We start from the raw sequence: 16220 nt of genomic DNA on the forward strand, positions 1-16220 counted from the left end.
GCCTTTCTGTCTGGGCATGTATCTCTGTGGCGCTTGGATACAAACGCGTACAAAACGGCCGCATGCAGTGGCGGTGTCCGCAGCGGCATCAGCCGAAGGTAAAGGCGTAGGCATGCGCCCCCGCATCAAGAAAGCGGATCTCGAACGTGTGCTCGCCCACCGTGCCAGCTTGGCGGACGAGCTGGTAGAGGCGCGTTTGCGTGATGGCGCCATTGCCGTGAGCATCGGTATCGGCGCCATGGCTGTCGCCGGGGGGCTTGCCATCGATCGTGACGATGAAGCGCACGGCGCGGCCGTCAGCGGCCGGTCCGAGCACGAGGTGCAGATCACGCGCGTGGAATCGGTAGACGATGCTGCCGTCGGCGCGGTCGAGCGTGGCTTGCTCGGCATCGATGGTCCATTGGCCAGACAAGCCCCATTCGTTCAGGCCGAGCTTGCCGACGCTGTATGCGTGCGACGTGCCGATCTGCGCACCGCCCGGCGATGCAAAGCGGTCGGCTTGCGCGTAGCCCACGTACGTTTCCGGCGAGCGGACGTTGTCCAAGTCCGGCGCGGCCTGGGCCCCGGGGGCATCGGGCGCGACCACGCCGCCTGTCACCTGCCTGTTGCCTGCCTCGGCCAGCAAGGCCTGGATGACGCGTTCGGAGGCGGTGTAATCGCCCTCGCCAAACTGGTGGTGCCGGATGTTGCCCTGGGCATCGACAAAGTACGCGGCCGGCCAGTAGCTGTTGTGGAAGGCGTTCCAGATACGGTAGTTGCTGTCGATGGCCACCGGAAAGTTGACGCGAAAGCCGCTGACGGCGCGGGTGACGTTCTCGGGAGATTTCTCGAAGGCGAATTCCGGCGTGTGCACGCCCACGACGGTCAGGCCCTGGTCCTTGTACTTGTCGGCCCACGCGCGCAGGTAAGGCAGCGTGCGGATGCAGTTGATGCAGGAGTACGTCCAGAAATAGACCAGCGTGACCTTGCCGCGCAGTTGGTCGCCAGTGAGCGGTGCGGAATTGAGCCACTGCACCGCGCCGTCGAACGAGGCCAGGCGGCCCTCTACGGGCAAGCCGCTGGATCTCGCCACGGGCGCGGCCTCGGCTTCGGACACCACGTTGAGGCTGGCTTGCGGTGCCGGCCGATTCACGCCCAGCCCGTTGACGAGTGCCTGCTCAAGCTGCGTGGTGCCGCCGGAAGACAGACGCGCCAGCAGGCCGGTATCCGCCCCCAGCCCGATGAGTGCCACGCCGCCCAGCACGCTAGCGCCCATGATGCGACGCGCCCATTCGCCCAGGCCCATGGAGCGCTTCATGGCTGCGAATACACGCCCGCCCAGCCCCAGCGCTGCCGCCAGCGACGTGGCTGCGCCTGCGGCGTAGGCCGTCAGCGCCAACGCGCTGGACACGCTCGCGCCATTGAGCGCCACGCCTGTCAGCACCAAACCGAGGATCGGGCCCGCGCATGGCGCCCACAGCATCCCCGTGGCCACACCCAGCAGCAGCGAGCCCGCCACCGAAGGTTCCGCCGATGCCCCGCCCGTTGACGCTTGCCCCGCCAGCCGGTTGCCCAGCGCCACCGCCGGCCGGGCCATCAGATCGGCCAGCCGTGGCCACAGCAGCGACAGCCCGAACACGGCCAGCAGCGCAAGCGCGGCAAACCGGCCGACTTCATTGGCACGCACCGCCCACGCGCCGCCGGCCGAGAGCAGCGTGGCAAAGCCGGCAAAGGTGAGTGCCATGCCGGCGAGCATCGGCAGCTTGCCGCGCACAAAGGGCTGGCCGGTACGGCTCAATACAAACGGCAGGACGGGCAGGATGCACGGACTCAGGATGGTCAGCGCGCCGCCCAGGTAGGCGAGTATCAGCAGGCTCATGATCGACATTCCTTGGCAAGGGATCGGGATTGCCTCCATCAGACGCCGCGCGCGTAGCTGGCTTGTATCGCCGCAGGGGCGACTTTGTATCGCACTGTACAAATGCGTCTGTCAGATGCATTCCGATACAACACGGGCTCGCTACGTCACACGGACAGGCGCAAAATGGCGCCTTCCTTCCACCTTCCATCGTGCCGAGGCCACCCCCCATGGATGCCCACGTCGACCACATCCTGATCGTCGATGATGACCGCGAGATCCGCGAACTCGTTTCGACCTATCTCACCAAGAACGGGCTGCGTGTGACCGCCTCGCCCGATGGGCGCCACATGCGTGCGTTTCTGGAAGCCAACACCGTCGACCTGATCGTGCTCGACCTGATGCTGCCCGGCGATGACGGCCTGGTGCTGTGTCGCGAACTGCGCGCCGGCAAGCACAAAGCCACGCCCGTATTGATGCTGACCGCGCGCGACGACGAGACCGACCGCATCATCGGCCTGGAAATGGGCGCCGACGATTACGTGGCCAAGCCGTTCGCCGCGCGCGAACTGCTCGCCCGCATCAAGGCCGTGCTGCGCCGCACGCGCATGCTGCCGCCCAACCTGCAGATTTCCGAAGCTGGGCAGATGCTGGCCTTTGGCGAGTGGCACCTCGATACCACCGCGCGCCACCTGATCGATGCCGAGGGCACCATCGTCGCCCTGAGCGGTGCGGAATACCGCCTGCTGCGCGTGTTTGTCGACCACCCGATGCGCGTGTTCAACCGCGATCAACTGCTCAACCTCACGCAGGGCCGCGAGGCCGAGATGTTCGAGCGATCCGTCGACCTGCTTGTCAGCCGCTTGCGCCAGCGCCTGAATGACGATGCGCGCGATCCGGCGTACATCAAGACCGTGCGCAGCGAGGGCTATGTCTTTGCCAAGCCGGTGGAGATCAAGGAGGCACGCCAATGAGCACAGCAACGAGCGCGCGTGCCTGGGCGTGGCCGCGCACGCTGGGCTCGCGCCTCTTTGTGATCCTGCTGGCGGGCCTGGTGGTGGCGTATGCGCTGTCGTTTGCCGTGCTGTTTTCCGAGCGCTACATGAGCGCGCGCGAAGTCATGCTGGGCACGCTGGAAACGGATGTGTCCACGGCCATCGCCATCCTTGACCGCCTGCCTGCGGACGAGCGCCCGCAGTGGCTGCCGCGCCTGAATCGCGGCAACTATCAGTACATCCTCGGCCCTGGCTCGCCCGGCGTGCCGGAGATGACCCAGCGCGGCAAGGACATCGCCGCGCGCATCAGCGAGGCCAGCGGCGGCCGCTTTCCCGTGACGGTCGAGTCAATACCGGGCGACGGCAAGCAACTGCAGGCGCACCTCACGCTAAGCGACGGCAGTACGCTGACGATTGATGTGCACCCGCGCATGACGCCCATCGCGCAGTGGCTGCCGTATGTGCTGGTGGTGCAATTGCTGTTGCTGATCGTGTGCTGCTGGTTTGCGGTGCGGCTGTCGATCCGGCCGCTGGTGGCATTGGCCGATGCCGCCGATGCGCTCAACCCCAACGCGCAGACACCTCCGCTGGACGAGACCGGCCCGACTGAACTGGCGCGCGCAGCACACGCCTTCAACGCCATGCGCCAGCGCATTGCCCGCTTTGTTGAAGAGCGTGTGCAGATTCTGGCTGCCATATCGCATGACCTGCAGACGCCCATCACACGCATGAAGCTGCGCGCTGAAATGGCGGAAGACTCTGAAGAGAAGCGCAAGCTGTTGAGCGATCTGGCCGAGATTGAAACGCTCGTGCGGGAGGGCCTGGCATACGCGCGCAGTGCGCATGGCGATGGTGAAAAGCCATCGCGCATCGACGTCGGGTCGTTTGTCGAGAGCCTTGTGTACGACTACCAGGACACCGGCAAGCCGGTAACGCTAGAGCAGCACGCTACGGGCGCGATCGTCACGCGTCCGCACGCATTGCGCCGCGTGTTGACCAACCTCGCCGACAACGCCATCAAGTTTGGCGGCGCGGCGGAAATGGATGTGCGCCGCGACGGCGAAGCCGTGGTGATCGAAGTGCGCGACCGTGGGCCCGGTATTCCCGAAGACAAGCTCGACGCCGTGTTGCAGCCGTTTGTGCGGCTGGAGAATTCGCGCAGCCGAGAGACGGGGGGCACGGGGCTGGGCTTGGCAATTGCGCAGCAGCTGGCCGTGGCTGCAGGCGGTGGGCTCACGTTGCGCAATCGCGAAGGCGGTGGTCTGGTGGCGGAAGTCAGGCTCTGCCAGGCGGCCGTGCCAGGGCAGCGCGAGCAAGCGTAGCCTGCGCTGGGGCGCTGGCCACGCGTTCGCGTTCGCTGTCTTCTGTGCATGTATGCGGCGTGGTAGTCGGCGCATGCTACGCCCTCACGTTTGCGCAAGAAACGTCGCGATACGATCGGCAATCGCGTCGGGCGCATCTTCCAAGCTGTAATGCCCAACACCGGGCAACCGATGCACCGGCCCATCCGGAAATAGCTCGCTGAACAGTGGCAGGAAATACTCCGCATGCAGCGTGCGATCTGCCATGCCCCAGATCGCCATGGCGGGTTTGGTCGCGATGGCACGGCGCGCTGCGGCGTCCGGCATTTCAAAGCGATGGGCGCCTGTCGCAACGCCTTTGGCCCAGCCGATGGCGCCAGCGCAGTCAGCCGGCGTTGCAAAGCGCGCGCCGTACGCCCGCAACCACGCATCGTTGATGAGCCGGTGGTCTTCAAAGCCGTTGAGCTTCAAGGTGCTGAGGATGTTGAAGCCGAGTTCACCCAGCACGGCTTCAAGACGCCCCTCCGGTTCGGCCCGCATGATCCACTGAAACCACGGCGACACCGCTGCATTGGCGGCCAGGCGTTCACCCAGCGTCGCCTGCCCGAACGGCGTCGGCCCATTGACGCTCACGATGCGCCGAATGCGATCCGGATGCCGTGACGCGAGCCCCATCCCGACGGGCCCGCCAAAGTCATGCATGACGAGCGTCATGCCGCGCAGGTCCAGCGCAAGCACGAAGCGCTCAAGGTTGTCGATGTGGTCTTGCAGCCAGTAGCTGCGTGATGGCGGTGTTTCGCTTCTGCCGAAGCCCATGTGGTCGGGCGCCACCACGCGGTGGGTGCCGTGCAGCGCCGCGATCAGGTGCCGGAAGAGGAAGCCCCATGTGGGCTCGCCATGCAGGCACAGCACGACTTCTCCATCGGCGGGGCCTTCATCCACGTAATGCATCTGAAAGCCCGGTGCATCGGTAAAGAGGGGGGTATAGGGGTACATCCCGTCGAACGTATCAACGCGCACGTCGTGCTTCCTCCTTGCTTCAAGTGGTTGCAACATAGAACCGTTGCGTTATAGCAGTCGAGGTTTTATATTGCAACCACATTGAATGTGAGGGCGCGCCCGGAACGCGCGATACAGATGGTCAAACGTACGAGCCACGCGGATTCTCTTTGCGGCGTCGCCAGGCCGCTGGACGCCATTGGCGACTGGTGGTCGCTGCTGATCGTGCGCGATGCGTTTGATGGCGTGCGCCGCTTTGGCGAGTTTCAGCGCAGTCTTGGGCTATCGAAGAACATCCTGGCGGTGCGGCTGCGCAACCTCGTTGCGCACGACATTCTCGAGACGGTGCCGGCGGCTGACGGCAGTGCGTATCAGGACTACGTGCTGACCGAGAAAGGGCGCGCGCTGTTTCCACTCCTGGTGGCGCTGCGGCAATGGGGCGAAGCGTTTTGCTTTGAGCCCGATGAGGCGCACGTTGTGCTGGTTGAGAAGGCAACGGGCAAGCCGGTGCCGCGGCTTGAACTCCGCGCGCAGGACGGGCGGGCGCTGGCTCCGGAGGATACGGCGGTCGTCCACCCCACGGCCGTCAAGGAGACGAAGCGCCAGCGGGTGAAAGCGGGCTGAACGCATTGGCGCTCAGGGGCGCGCCGCCATTCGGTCAGGAGGTGCGGTGGCGTTTGCGCGCCATGCGCGTTACTGATGCGGCGCATTCACCTGCGCTTGCACGCGCACAAGGCCACTTTGCGGCGCCAGCAGGCCCAGCGGCTCGTCCGTCAGATCGCGGGCAAGCGAATAGGCTGTAATCACGGCCAGCGTGACCCCGACGACGGCCAACATTTCCCGAGTGTCCATACGCATCTCCTCCTTGGCTCCTTACGTTCCTTGTTTCGGCCCCCGCTTGTGGGTGTCGGGCGGCGTCGGGGTGTGGACGCAAAGTTCGGGCCCAAGGCGGGCGAAGGGCGGAGCGACGCGGGTTAAATGGCGTTACCGGTCGCGCAGGGAAGATGGCGGCACGCCCAACAGGCGCTGAAAACTGCGCCGCATGCGTTCGGTATCGCCAAAACCGCATTCGGTGGCCACGCGCTGCATGGAGGCCGCACCGCTTTCCAGCGCGGCACGGGCAGCTTCCACGCGCAACTTTTCCACGGCCTTTGCAGGCGTGAGACCCGTTTCAACCTGAAACGCGCGTGCGAAATGGCGGGGGCTCATGCAGGCGCGCTCGGCCAGATCGCCAACGCGATGCGGTGCGCTCAAGTTGCGCCGCACATGATCCAGCAGCGGTTTGAAGCGGCCGCGTGCTGAATCCATCTCATTCAGCGCTGAAAACTGCGACTGCCCTCCGGGCCGGCGGTAGTACACGACAAGCTGCCGTGCCACCGCGCGTGCCAGGCGCTCGCCCAGGTCTTCGGCGATGAGGGCAAGCGCCAGGTCGATGCCGGCGCTGATGCCGGCGCTGGTCCAGATCGGGCCGTCGTTCACGTAGATGTGGTCGGGTTCGAGCTGCACCTGCGGGAACGTGCGCGCGAACTGCTCGCTGCGGCTCCAGTGGGTGGTGGCGCGCCGGCCGTTCAACAGGCCCGTGGCGGCCAGCAGCAGGCTGCCCGAACACACGCTGGCCACGCGCGCGCCGCGGGCCGAGCAGCGCTGTACAAAGCGGCGCGTGCGTGCATCGGTCATGGCCGCATCCACGCCGTCGCCGCCGGCAATGAGCAGCGTGTCGACCTGGTTGGCCGGGGGCAGGGCGTCGGCATCCCAGCGCGCACCGGAAGAACTGCGGACGAGGCCGGCCTGGGCGGCAATCGTGCGCAGTGCGTAGTGATCGTCCCGATACCGGCTGGCCACTTCAAATGCCGCCACCGGCCCGGCGGCGTCGAGCAGTTGGAAGTCCGGAAAGATCAGCACAGCGATGCGGTGGGCCATGGCAGAAAAAGTGGGAGACTGGTCATTGCTGCCAACACGATAGAGCGCGATCCTGTGAAGCGTCAACCCACCACCGCACCAATCTCAGGAGAGCCGAACCATGACGACTTCCCCGTTCATCGTTGTCTTTGCGCTGTACAACCGGGTCACCCAGCTCGATTTCACTGGCCCGCACGAAGTGTTCTGGCGGCTGCCCGGCGCGCAATGCGTGGTGGCTTCCGCAGCCGGCGGAGAGATCCATGCCGATGGCGGCCTCACCATCTCGAACGTGCAGCGACTGGCCGATATTCCGCACGCTGACCTGATCTGCGTGCCCGGCGGTTTTGGCGTGATCGAAGCCATGGAAGACGCAGAGTTCGTGCGCCAGGTGCGGCGCCTGGCCGACGGCGCCCGCTATGTCACCTCGGTCTGCACCGGCTCGCTCGTGCTGGGCGCGGCCGGGTTGCTGCAGGGCAAGCGCGCGGCCTGCCACTGGGCCTGGCGCAACCTGCTGCCCGCGTTTGGCGCCACGGTGGACGAAGCCCGCGTGGTGCGTGACGGCAACCTCATCACCGGTGGCGGCGTGACGGCCGGCATCGACATGGCGCTGACGGTCATGGCCGACATTGCCGGTGCCGAGCATGCGCAGGCCGTGCAGCTCGGTATCGAATACGCCCCCGCGCCGCCGTTCGATTGCGGCCGCCCCGAGCGCGCAGCACCGGAGATTCTCGAAGCGGTGACCTCGCGGCTCGATCGTTTGCGTGCGGACCGCCACGACGCCGTGCAACGGGCGGCGCAGCGCCTCTGACCGCAGGCGCCGGCAGGAACCGGATTGCAGCGACAATGGCGTCTTTCGACGTATCCACGCCCCGAGCCGGCGCCGCATACTGCATGAACACTCCGTCTTCCCAGATCAACGCCCGTGGCCCGATCGGCATCGTTGCTGCCCTGCATGAAGAGATCAACGAACTGCTGACGTGCCTGTCCGGCGCACAGTGCATCCACATCGGCAGCCGCGATTTCTGGACGGGCGAGTTGGACGGGCACGCAGCTGTTGTGGTGCTGTCGCGCGTGGGCAAGGTGGCAGCGGCATCCACCACCGCCGTGCTGATCACGCAGTTCAACGTACGCGCCGTGGTGTTTGCCGGCGTGGCCGGCGCATTGGCACCGGGCGTGGCTGTGGGTGACGTGGTGGTGTCGGAAGAACTGCTGCAGCACGATGTCGATGCCTCGCCGCTGTTCCCGCGCTGGGAAATTCCGCTGACCGGCATGGCGCGTTTTCCTGCCGACGTGTCGCTCGCCAGCGGGCTGCTGGAAAGCGCTGGCGCTGTGCTGGCCGACCCGCACGCGCTGCTGGGTCCGGATGTCATGCGGGCCTTCGGGATTGCGGCGCCGCAGGTGCATCGTGGGCTCATCGTCAGCGGGGACCGCTTTGTCTGCACCTCGGCGGAGAGCGCTGTGTTGCGTACGGCATTGCCGGACGCCTTGGCCGTTGAGATGGAAGGCGCCGCGGTGGCGCAGGTGTGCCACGAGTGGGGCGTGCCGTTTGCCGCCATCCGCACGATTTCCGACCGTGCCGATGACGCGGCCAGCGTGGACTTCGCGCAGTTCATCGCGCAGGTGGATTTACGCTACAGCGTGGCCATCCTGCGCAACTGGCTGTCGACGACGGCCGACGCCTGAACGGCTTACTGGCCTTTCGCGGCCAGGTACTTGTCGAGGGCGTTGGCGTGCTCGCTCAGGCGGAAGACTGCGTTCTCCAGGCGTTGCAAATCGTCGGGCTTGTCCTTGCCGTAGATGGCGGCCTCAAGGGCGGCCGTCCTAGTGTGAAAGTCCTGCCACGCCTGCTCTGAACTTGCCAGTGCGTCTTTCGCCTTGCCGTTTAATTTGCTCGAGAGCGTTTGGTAAGCGCGGTTCAGGCGCTCGTCCTGCGCGGCCTTTTCTGCTGAGAGACATGCGCCGATTGCGTCCGGATTGTCCGGCGCCTTGTCGACGCAGGCATACAGCCTGGTGGAAATGCCCTGCGGCGCGCGCCGCTTGATGCCGTTGGCGAGGCTTTCGGCAGCAAAGGCGCCGGCGCTGTGTGCCAGCAGCGCCACGGCAACGGGCAGGGCAAGCGTCTTCAGTGTCGTCAGCGTGTTCAAGAAGTGACTCCTGATCGCGTGTCTACGATGCGTGAAGGGGCCGTCCAGTCTATCGGCTGGCCAACGCACCCGCGATCAGCCAGGCAGGTGAGGCCGCAGGTTGCGCAGGGCGTTTTCCACGTAGGCTTCTTTCTCGCCGACGGGGGCCACGTAGTGCAGCGCTTCTGCGGCGGCCTCCACGCCTTCTGTGCGCGCAATCACCCATGCCGCCAGGTACGGCGAAGCAAAGCACCCGCCCGCCGTCGCCACATTGCCGTTGGCGTAGAACGGCCGGTTCAGCACTTCTACGCCGGCTTCCTGCACCCAGGGCTTGGTGGTCAGGTCTGTGCAGGCCGGCACGTTGCCGAGCAGCCCCAGCTTGGCCAATACCAACGTGCCGGAGCACTGCGCGCCGATCAACTGGCGTGACGGATCGAGCGCCAGCCGCGCCATCAACGCCGGATCGGCGACCACATCGCGCGTGCGGATGCCGCTGCCGACAAGCACGGCATCTGCGGTGCGCGCGTCTTCCAGCATCGATTGCGCATGCATCGTCACGCCGTTCATTGATGTGACTTCGGTGTGCGGGCAACACAGGCTCACGCGCCAGTCCGGTTTCTTGATGCGGTGAAGTACACCAAAGGCGATGAGTGAATCCAGTTCGTTGAACCCGTCGAAGGTGAGGATGGCGATGTGCATGATCGGTGTGCTGTCGCGTTGGGATAGATCGCATGCTAGGGGCACGGGGCAATACAATCAAAAAATTGTCCTTAGTACAACAAGCCATGACTCAGGCCCGCTACCAGCCGCTCGTTGACGAACTGGCCGCGCAGATCCGCTCCGGCCGTCTGCCGCCTGGCACACGCCTGCCCACGCACCGGCAACTGGCCCAGCGCCACGGCGTTGCGCTGGTCACGGCCACGCGCGTGTATGCCGAGCTTGAAGCGATGGGCCTGGTGAGCGGCGAAGTGGGGCGCGGCACCTTCGTGCGGGAGAACACGCTGTCGCGCGGCCTTGGTATCGACCAGCAAGCCGTGGCCGCTGGCGTGGTGGATTTGAACTTCAACTATCCGTCGCTACCCGGACAGGCCCGGCTGCTGAGCCGCGCACTGCGCAAGCTGGCCGCCGGCGGCGATCTGGATGCGCTGTTGCGCTACGCGCCGCATGGCGGCCGCGCGCATGAACGCGCCTGCGTGGCGCGCCACCTGGCGCAGCGCGGCTTGCCCGTCGCGTCGGACAACGTACTCGTGGTCGACGGTGCGCAGCACGGCCTGGCCGTGACCGCCATGGCGTTGCTCAAACCCGGCGATGTGGTTGCGGTGGATGCCCTGACGTATCCCGGTTTCAAGGTCGTTGCCGAGATGCTGCATCTGGAACTGGCGCCGCTGCCTGCAGCCGGGCACGGGCTGGACCTGGATGCTTTGGAGCAGCTTTGCGCACGGCGCCGTGTGCGCGCCGTCTACGTCATGCCGACGCTGCACAACCCGCTCGGCTGGGTAAGTGGCATTGGCTGGCGGCGCCAACTGGCGGCCATCGTGCGCCGCCACGGCCTCATCGCCTTGGAAGACGCGGCCTACGCCTTTCTGGAAGACAACCCGCCCGTGCCGCTGGCCGCGCTGGCGCCGGAATCGACCGTCTACATCTCGGGCCTGTCGAAGAGCGTGGCCACCGGCCTGCGTTTCGGCTTCGTTGCCGCGCCGGCTGCGTGGGTGCCGCAACTGGAACGCGCCATCCGCGCCACGACCTGGAACACCCCGGCCATCGTCACCAGCCTTGCATGCGCATGGCTGGACGACGGCACGGTCAACCGCCTGGAAGCCGAAAAGCGGCGCGATGCCGCAGCACGCCAGGCGATTGCCCGCAAGGCGCTGGCTGGGCTGACGCTGGCCACGCATCCTGCGTCGTATTTTGTCTGGCTTGCGCTGCCGCCCGAGGTGCGTGCCGACCGCGTGGCCGTGGCGCTGCAGGAGGATGGCATCTCCGTGTCCACCGCAGAGCCGTTTGCGACGTCAAAGCAGGTACCGCATGCGCTGCGGCTGGCGTTGGGCTCCGTCGCGCTTGACCGGCTCGATGCCGCGTTGCAGACCGTCAGGCAGCGCGTGGAAGCACAGCAGTATCGATAACGAAAACCGTGCCAAACCTCGTGCGCTTGCCTACACTCTCGTCGCAACGAAGTGGCCCAATTTGCACACAGGAGACCTCATGAAGAACTGGCTTGCAACGATGGCCGGATGGGCGCTCTGCGCATGCGCAGCGTTCGGCAGCGCCGCCCATGCGGCTGACGCCCCGGATGACGGCACGACGCTGACCGTCAACATCGGCACGCAGCACCGCACGTTGTCGCGCGATGCATTGCTGCACGATCCGCACCTGACGAGCGTGACCGTGGAAGACCAGAATCTGAAGCGCCGCCTGACCTTCAAGGCGATCCCGGTGACGGAGCTGTTCCGAGGGCAGGCAGTCAGCCCGGATGCCAGCGCCACCACCGCCGCCAGCGACGGCTACGTATCACACCTGCCGATGCGCCTGCTGCTGGGCGACCGCGCCGATGGCCCGCGCGCCTGGCTTGCCGTGGAAGACCCGGCCGCGCCGTGGCCCACACTCAAAGGGCAGGACATCGGCCCGTTCCGCCTGATCTGGACGGCGCCGCCGGCCAAGGCATCGGTGGTGAATGAAAGTCTGTGGACTTACAGCATCGTTCGCATCGACATTGCTGCGCTGCCCGGTGAGCGCTTTGCGGCCATCCGCCCCGCAGCCGGGCTGCCCGCAGATGGCCCTGTCATGCGCGGTTTCGCCACGTTCCAGCGCGTCTGCTTCTCGTGCCACACGCTCAACCGCGCCGGCGATGCCAACCTTGGCCCCGACCTGAACGTGCCGTACAGCCCGGTCGAATACCTGGGCGACGAGAAGCTGCGCCACCTGATCCGCGATCCGCAATCGCTGCGCTGGTGGCCCAACGCCCGCATGTCGGCCATCGACGAGAAAACGCTCTCAGATGCGCAACTCAACGATCTGCTGGCGTATTTGCACCACATGACAAAGCACAAGTCGGCCGCGCAATGACCGGTGCTATTCGGTAGCCCAGTCGACCAGCGTGGCGATGGTGTTCATGTTGCGGGCCGTCCCCGTCTTGGCGGCGGGGATTTTCAGTTTGGAATCGGCCATGCCGTCGCCGTAATGCACGTAGATCTCGCGCGTGCCAAGGGCCATCTGTTCCGTCCGGCAGCCGGTGGCGGCGGCCAATGCATCGGCGGGCGGCGGCGTATCCAGGAAAATCGCGACCGTCCGGTTGGGCGCAGCCGTCTTGAATGGATTGCTTTCCAGCACCGCTGCCAGCTCCGCGCCTGTGCGCACGAGCACGCCCACGGGTTTGCCGGCGTAATCCTCCAGGCAGCGTTCCAGCTTCGCCTTGACGGTCGCTTCCGCCAGCCGGCTCTGAAACACCACATTGCCGCTCGCAATGTAGGTGCGTACGCCGCTCAGGCCGATCGATTCGCACATCGCGCGCAGTTCGGCCATGGGCAGTTTGCCGGTGCCGCCCACGTTCACGGCGCGCAGGAAGGCGATGTAGCTGGGCATGGGTTCTCCTGTTCTGTCTGGCTTATCAATGGCTTAGGGGCATGCTCGGGTTAGCAACATTCTGTTACGAGATTGACGAATGTGTTTAACCCGCCCCGTTGCGCGACTTGTATTCTGCGCCCCGAACTCATCGAGCCCGAATCGGCCCTCAGTGCTGATTTGAGTGCCGCATCCTGCATTTGCGCATAAGGAGAACACCATGTTGAAGAAGATTGCACCGGCCCTGATTGTGGCAACGCTCGCCGGCCTGACGGCCTTGCCCGCTGCGGCGGACGACTTGCGCAATGCGCTGGGCGGCGCGCTGGGTGGCGCGGGCGGGGCGGCCGTGGGCGGCGCGCTGGGTGGTCCGACCGGCTCCGTCATCGGCGGTGCTGTGGGCGGCGGTGCCGGCGGCGCATTGACGGCCAACGGCCGCGAGCGCAAGGGCGCCATCGTGGGCGGCGCGTTGGGAGGCGGTGTGGGCGCCGCTGCGGGCAATGCCATGGGCGGCCGTACGGGCGGCATCGTGGGCGCGGGCTTGGGCGGCGGCGCGGGTGCAGCCCTGGGTGGCAACGTACAGCGCAATTCGTATTCCGACCGCGACGACCGCGGCCGCGGCTACCGTCGCCACGGCAAACACCATCACCACCATTGATCTGATGCGCCGTTGCGCTTGCCACTGAGCGCTACGGCCGCTTTCTTGCTTTCCTTGCGGCGACGGCGCTGTCTGCGTGCGTCGCCCCGTGTGTCGGCAAAAACTGTCGCCGCAACTCGCCGTTGCCACGTGCGCCGCCTACCATACCGAGACGGCCGCGATTGGCCCGCACACGAAGGAGAGCGCCATGACGCAACGCTTCGACGCCATCATCATCGGCACCGGTCAGGCCGGCCCGCCGCTGGCGGCGCGCCTGTCTGGCGCCGGCATGAAGGTGGCCATCATCGAGCGCGGCCGCTTTGGCGGCACGTGCGTCAACACCGGCTGTATTCCCACGAAAGCGATGGTGGCCAGCGCCTATGCAGCACGCATGGCGCAGCGTGCGGCTGAATACGGCGTCGTGATCAACGGCGTCGTCACCGTCGACATGCAGCGCGTGAAGGCCCGCAAGGATGAAATTTCCGGCCGCTCCAGCCGGGGTGTGGAGCAATGGGTGCGCGGGCTGGAGCACGGCACCGTCTTTCAGGGCCATGCCCGTTTCGAGAGCGCGCGCACCGTGCGCGTGGGCGACGAACTGCTCGAAGCCGAACACATCTTCATCAACGTGGGCGGCCGGGCGTTGGTGCCGCCCATGCCGGGGCTCGATCAGGTGCCGTTTCTCACCAACTCCACCATGATGGACGTGGATTTTCTGCCCGAGCACCTCGTCGTGATTGGGGGAAGTTACGTCGGGCTGGAGTTCGGCCAGATGTTTCGCCGCTTCGGTGCGCGCGTGACGATTGTCGAGAAAGGGCCACGCCTGATCGCCCGCGAAGATGAAGACGTATCGCAGGCGGTGCGCGAGATTCTCGAAGCCGAGGGCATCGACGTGCAGGTCAACGCCGATTGCCTGAGCGTGCGGCGCGATGGCGCCAACGTGGTGGTTGGCCTGGACTGCGGCAGCGGCAGCGGCGCGCGCGAGGTGTCGGGCTCGCATCTGCTGATGGCGGTCGGGCGGGTGCCAAATACCGACGATCTTGGACTCGACAAGGCCGGCGTGGAACTCGACAAGCGCGGCAATATCCGCGTTGACGAGCAGTTGCGCACCAACGTGCCTGGCATCTGGGCCATGGGCGATTGCAACGGTCGCGGCGCGTTCACGCACACGGCTTACAACGATTACGAGATCGTCGCGGCCAATCTGCTCGACGCCGATCCGCGCAAGGTGTCGGACCGCATCCAGGCGTACGCCATGTACATCGACCCGCCGCTTGCGCGCGTCGGCATGTCGCTCTCGGAAGCGAAGCAATCGGGGCGCAAGCTGCTGGTCGGCAACCGCCCGATGACGCGCGTCGGCCGCGCGGTGGAGAAGGGCGAGAGCCAGGGTTTCATGCGCGTGGTGGTCGATGCGCAGACACACGAAATCCTGGGCGCGTCGATTCTGGGTGTGGGCGGTGACGAGGCGGTGCATTCGATCCTCGACGTGATGTATGCCAAGGCGCCTTACGCGACCATCAGCCGCGCCATGCACATTCACCCGACGGTGTCGGAGCTGATTCCTACGTTGCTGCAAGGCATGGAGCCGGTGCAATAACGTCAGACATGGCGCCTAAAAAACAAGGGGCGCCCGGCGCGCCCCAAACATCAACCCGCTACCGTGCGTGTTGCTCAGGGCACGATCGAGAGAAACAGATACGACGCAAAGATGGCCAGATGCACGACCCCTTGCAGGATGGTCGTGCGGCCCTTGCCGAGCGTGAGCGACGACACGATCAGCGTCAGGAACAGCAGGACCATTTCCTTCGGGCCCAGGCCCAGTTCGAGCGGGCGGCCGATCCAGATGAACACGGCCGCCACCGTCGGGATGGTCAGGCCGATACTCGCCAGCGCCGAGCCCAGTGCGAGGTTCAGGCTCGTCTGGATGCGGTCTGCATTGGCGGCGCGCAGGGCGGCCAGGCATTCCGGCAGCAGCACCAGTGCGGCGATGACGATGCCGACCGTCGCGGGCGGAGCGCCTGCATTCAGGATGGCCGCTTCCACCGAAGGCGACAGCACCTTGGCCAGACCCACGACGGCCACCAGCGACACCATCAGCAATACCGCGCTGAGCGCCGCGACGCGTGTGGGCGGCGGCGGTGCATGGACGTCTTCGTTGGCGCTGTCGACGAGAAAGTAATCGCGGTGGCGGATGGTCTGCACGATGACGAAGCAGCCGTACAGCACCAGCGATGTCACCCCGGCAAAGGCAAGCTGCGACGAGGTCATGACAGGCCCCGGCGTGGAACTCGTGTAGTTGGGTAGCACCATGGTCAGCGTGACAAGCGCAGCGAGCACGGCGAGCGCTGCAGTGGCGCCTGGCGCCTGGAAGGCTTGCTCGCGGTGACGCAGGCCACCCACGAATAGGCACACACCCACGATTCCGTTGCAGATGAGCATGACTGCGGCAAACACGGTGTCGCGCGCCAAGCCTGCTTTCTCTGGCCCGGAAGAGAGCATCACCGAGACGATCAGCGCGACTTCGATCACCGTCACGGCAATCGCTAGGACGAGCGTGCCGAACGGCTCGCCCACCTTGTGCGCGACGACTTCGGCGTGGTGGACGGCGGCAAAGACGGCGCCGGCCAGTGCAAGTGCCATCAGTGCGATCAGCCAGCCAGGGGGCGTCATGAACGAGCCGCCGACCAACACCACCCACGCCAGCAGCGGGGCAGCGATTGTCCAGGGGGGCAGCTTGTTGGAAGAAAGGGCCACGGGGTTCTCCTTGTTGTTGCCTCAACGCCGACGGGGCGGCGAAGGGTGGATGCAGTGTGGCCCGAATATAAAGCATGTGCGGAGCATCAGCCCGCACATGCGGAACGCGTCACGCCAGCGCCG

At 66.0% G+C, this 16220-nt stretch carries 17 protein-coding genes; 9 read left to right on the forward strand and 8 right to left on the reverse strand.

Features of this window, described 5'->3' with window-relative positions:
• Positions 1-88: 88 nt before the first annotated feature.
• On the reverse strand, positions 89-1858 hold the full coding sequence (locus tag ACEN9T_RS07105) for a cytochrome c biogenesis protein DipZ (protein ID WP_413705915.1): 1770 nt from the start codon (positions 1856-1858) through the stop codon (positions 89-91).
• A gap of 209 nt (positions 1859-2067) precedes the next feature.
• On the opposite strand from ACEN9T_RS07105, the gene ACEN9T_RS07110 reads away from it, so the two are divergent.
• Both ACEN9T_RS07110 and ACEN9T_RS07115 read left to right on the forward strand, forming a co-directional pair.
• Positions 2068-2811 (forward strand): response regulator, encoded by a 744-nt coding sequence (locus ACEN9T_RS07110; RefSeq protein WP_045205459.1) that lies wholly within the window; start codon positions 2068-2070, stop codon positions 2809-2811.
• On the forward strand, positions 2808-4154 hold the full coding sequence (locus tag ACEN9T_RS07115; RefSeq protein WP_413705916.1) for a sensor histidine kinase: 1347 nt from the start codon (positions 2808-2810) through the stop codon (positions 4152-4154). The genes ACEN9T_RS07110 and ACEN9T_RS07115 overlap by 4 nt, the downstream gene beginning before the upstream one ends.
• An 84-nt stretch (positions 4155-4238) precedes the next feature.
• On the opposite strand, the gene ACEN9T_RS07120 is transcribed toward ACEN9T_RS07115, so the two are convergent.
• Entirely contained in the window at positions 4239-5129 is an 891-nt protein-coding gene (locus ACEN9T_RS07120; RefSeq protein ID WP_413706606.1) for an alpha/beta fold hydrolase, read from the reverse strand.
• A 141-nt stretch (positions 5130-5270) separates the two neighbouring features.
• On the opposite strand from ACEN9T_RS07120, the gene ACEN9T_RS07125 reads away from it, so the two are divergent.
• Entirely contained in the window at positions 5271-5756 is a 486-nt protein-coding gene (locus tag ACEN9T_RS07125) for a winged helix-turn-helix transcriptional regulator (protein ID WP_413705917.1), read from the forward strand.
• Positions 5757-5825: 69 nt separating this feature from the next.
• Here ACEN9T_RS07125 and ACEN9T_RS07130 read toward each other — a convergent pair whose 3' ends face one another.
• On the reverse strand, positions 5826-5984 hold the full coding sequence (locus ACEN9T_RS07130; protein ID WP_413705918.1) for a hypothetical protein: 159 nt from the start codon (positions 5982-5984) through the stop codon (positions 5826-5828).
• Between the two features lie 132 nt (positions 5985-6116).
• A complete protein-coding gene (locus ACEN9T_RS07135; RefSeq protein WP_413705919.1) occupies positions 6117-7052 on the reverse strand; it encodes a GlxA family transcriptional regulator in 936 nt (311 codons plus the stop codon).
• 100 nt (positions 7053-7152) lie between these two features.
• Between ACEN9T_RS07135 and ACEN9T_RS07140 the strand changes: the two genes are divergently transcribed.
• Positions 7153-7839: a DJ-1/PfpI family protein gene (locus tag ACEN9T_RS07140; RefSeq protein ID WP_413705920.1), complete on the forward strand. Its 687-nt coding sequence runs from the start codon at positions 7153-7155 to the stop codon at positions 7837-7839.
• Between the two features lie 83 nt (positions 7840-7922).
• Positions 7923-8714: a 5'-methylthioadenosine/adenosylhomocysteine nucleosidase gene (locus tag ACEN9T_RS07145; RefSeq protein WP_413705921.1), complete on the forward strand. Its 792-nt coding sequence runs from the start codon at positions 7923-7925 to the stop codon at positions 8712-8714.
• Between the two features lie 5 nt (positions 8715-8719).
• Here the strand turns inward: ACEN9T_RS07145 and ACEN9T_RS07150 are convergent, their stop codons facing one another.
• Both ACEN9T_RS07150 and ACEN9T_RS07155 read right to left on the reverse strand, forming a co-directional pair.
• Positions 8720-9175: a lysozyme inhibitor LprI family protein gene (locus ACEN9T_RS07150; RefSeq protein ID WP_413705922.1), complete on the reverse strand. Its 456-nt coding sequence runs from the start codon at positions 9173-9175 to the stop codon at positions 8720-8722.
• Between the two features lie 75 nt (positions 9176-9250).
• Complete coding sequence (locus tag ACEN9T_RS07155; RefSeq protein WP_413705923.1) at positions 9251-9853, reverse strand: DJ-1/PfpI family protein; 603 nt, start codon at positions 9851-9853, stop codon at positions 9251-9253.
• Positions 9854-9939: 86 nt separating this feature from the next.
• Here ACEN9T_RS07155 and ACEN9T_RS07160 point away from each other — a divergent pair, with 86 nt between their 5' ends.
• Together ACEN9T_RS07160 and ACEN9T_RS07165 are read left to right on the forward strand one after the other, a co-directional pair.
• Positions 9940-11277, forward strand: a complete 1338-nt coding sequence (locus tag ACEN9T_RS07160; RefSeq protein WP_413705924.1) for a PLP-dependent aminotransferase family protein — start codon at positions 9940-9942, stop codon at positions 11275-11277.
• 79 nt (positions 11278-11356) lie between these two features.
• Positions 11357-12217 (forward strand): c-type cytochrome, encoded by an 861-nt coding sequence (locus tag ACEN9T_RS07165; RefSeq protein WP_413705925.1) that lies wholly within the window; start codon positions 11357-11359, stop codon positions 12215-12217.
• A gap of 6 nt (positions 12218-12223) precedes the next feature.
• Here ACEN9T_RS07165 and ACEN9T_RS07170 read toward each other — a convergent pair whose 3' ends face one another.
• Positions 12224-12733 carry a DUF1697 domain-containing protein gene (locus ACEN9T_RS07170; protein WP_413705926.1) on the reverse strand — a complete coding sequence of 170 codons (510 nt, stop codon included), beginning with the start codon at positions 12731-12733 and terminating at the stop codon, positions 12224-12226.
• Positions 12734-12932: 199 nt separating this feature from the next.
• Between ACEN9T_RS07170 and ACEN9T_RS07175 the strand changes: the two genes are divergently transcribed.
• Together ACEN9T_RS07175 and ACEN9T_RS07180 are read left to right on the forward strand one after the other, a co-directional pair.
• Complete coding sequence (locus tag ACEN9T_RS07175; protein ID WP_045205440.1) at positions 12933-13367, forward strand: hypothetical protein; 435 nt, start codon at positions 12933-12935, stop codon at positions 13365-13367.
• Between the two features lie 187 nt (positions 13368-13554).
• Complete coding sequence (locus ACEN9T_RS07180; RefSeq protein ID WP_413705927.1) at positions 13555-14940, forward strand: FAD-containing oxidoreductase; 1386 nt, start codon at positions 13555-13557, stop codon at positions 14938-14940.
• 74 nt (positions 14941-15014) lie between these two features.
• On the opposite strand, the gene ACEN9T_RS07185 is transcribed toward ACEN9T_RS07180, so the two are convergent.
• Positions 15015-16097: a calcium:proton antiporter gene (locus ACEN9T_RS07185; protein ID WP_092974863.1), complete on the reverse strand. Its 1083-nt coding sequence runs from the start codon at positions 16095-16097 to the stop codon at positions 15015-15017.
• Positions 16098-16220: the final 123 nt, after the last annotated feature.

The organism is Ralstonia sp. Ralssp110 (assembly GCF_047325135.1).
Taxonomy (GTDB): domain Bacteria; phylum Pseudomonadota; class Gammaproteobacteria; order Burkholderiales; family Burkholderiaceae; genus Ralstonia; species Ralstonia mojiangensis.

Excerpts from the sequence above, each read along its gene's own strand:
- ACEN9T_RS07105 (WP_413705915.1), bottom strand. The coding sequence starts at position 1,858 with ATGAGCCTGCTGATACTCGCCTACCTGGGCGGCGCGCTGACCATCCTG.
- ACEN9T_RS07110 (WP_045205459.1), top strand. The coding sequence starts at position 2,068 with ATGGATGCCCACGTCGACCACATCCTGATCGTCGATGATGACCGCGAG.
- ACEN9T_RS07115 (WP_413705916.1), top strand. The coding sequence starts at position 2,808 with ATGAGCACAGCAACGAGCGCGCGTGCCTGGGCGTGGCCGCGCACGCTG.
- ACEN9T_RS07120 (WP_413706606.1), bottom strand. The coding sequence starts at position 5,129 with ATGTACCCCTATACCCCCCTCTTTACCGATGCACCGGGCTTTCAGATG.
- ACEN9T_RS07125 (WP_413705917.1), top strand. The coding sequence starts at position 5,271 with ATGGTCAAACGTACGAGCCACGCGGATTCTCTTTGCGGCGTCGCCAGG.
- ACEN9T_RS07130 (WP_413705918.1), bottom strand. The coding sequence starts at position 5,984 with ATGGACACTCGGGAAATGTTGGCCGTCGTCGGGGTCACGCTGGCCGTG.
- ACEN9T_RS07135 (WP_413705919.1), bottom strand. The coding sequence starts at position 7,052 with ATGGCCCACCGCATCGCTGTGCTGATCTTTCCGGACTTCCAACTGCTC.
- ACEN9T_RS07140 (WP_413705920.1), top strand. The coding sequence starts at position 7,153 with ATGACGACTTCCCCGTTCATCGTTGTCTTTGCGCTGTACAACCGGGTC.
- ACEN9T_RS07145 (WP_413705921.1), top strand. The coding sequence starts at position 7,923 with ATGAACACTCCGTCTTCCCAGATCAACGCCCGTGGCCCGATCGGCATC.
- ACEN9T_RS07155 (WP_413705923.1), bottom strand. The coding sequence starts at position 9,853 with ATGCACATCGCCATCCTCACCTTCGACGGGTTCAACGAACTGGATTCA.
- ACEN9T_RS07160 (WP_413705924.1), top strand. The coding sequence starts at position 9,940 with ATGACTCAGGCCCGCTACCAGCCGCTCGTTGACGAACTGGCCGCGCAG.
- ACEN9T_RS07165 (WP_413705925.1), top strand. The coding sequence starts at position 11,357 with ATGAAGAACTGGCTTGCAACGATGGCCGGATGGGCGCTCTGCGCATGC.
- ACEN9T_RS07170 (WP_413705926.1), bottom strand. The coding sequence starts at position 12,733 with ATGCCCAGCTACATCGCCTTCCTGCGCGCCGTGAACGTGGGCGGCACC.
- ACEN9T_RS07175 (WP_045205440.1), top strand. The coding sequence starts at position 12,933 with ATGTTGAAGAAGATTGCACCGGCCCTGATTGTGGCAACGCTCGCCGGC.
- ACEN9T_RS07180 (WP_413705927.1), top strand. The coding sequence starts at position 13,555 with ATGACGCAACGCTTCGACGCCATCATCATCGGCACCGGTCAGGCCGGC.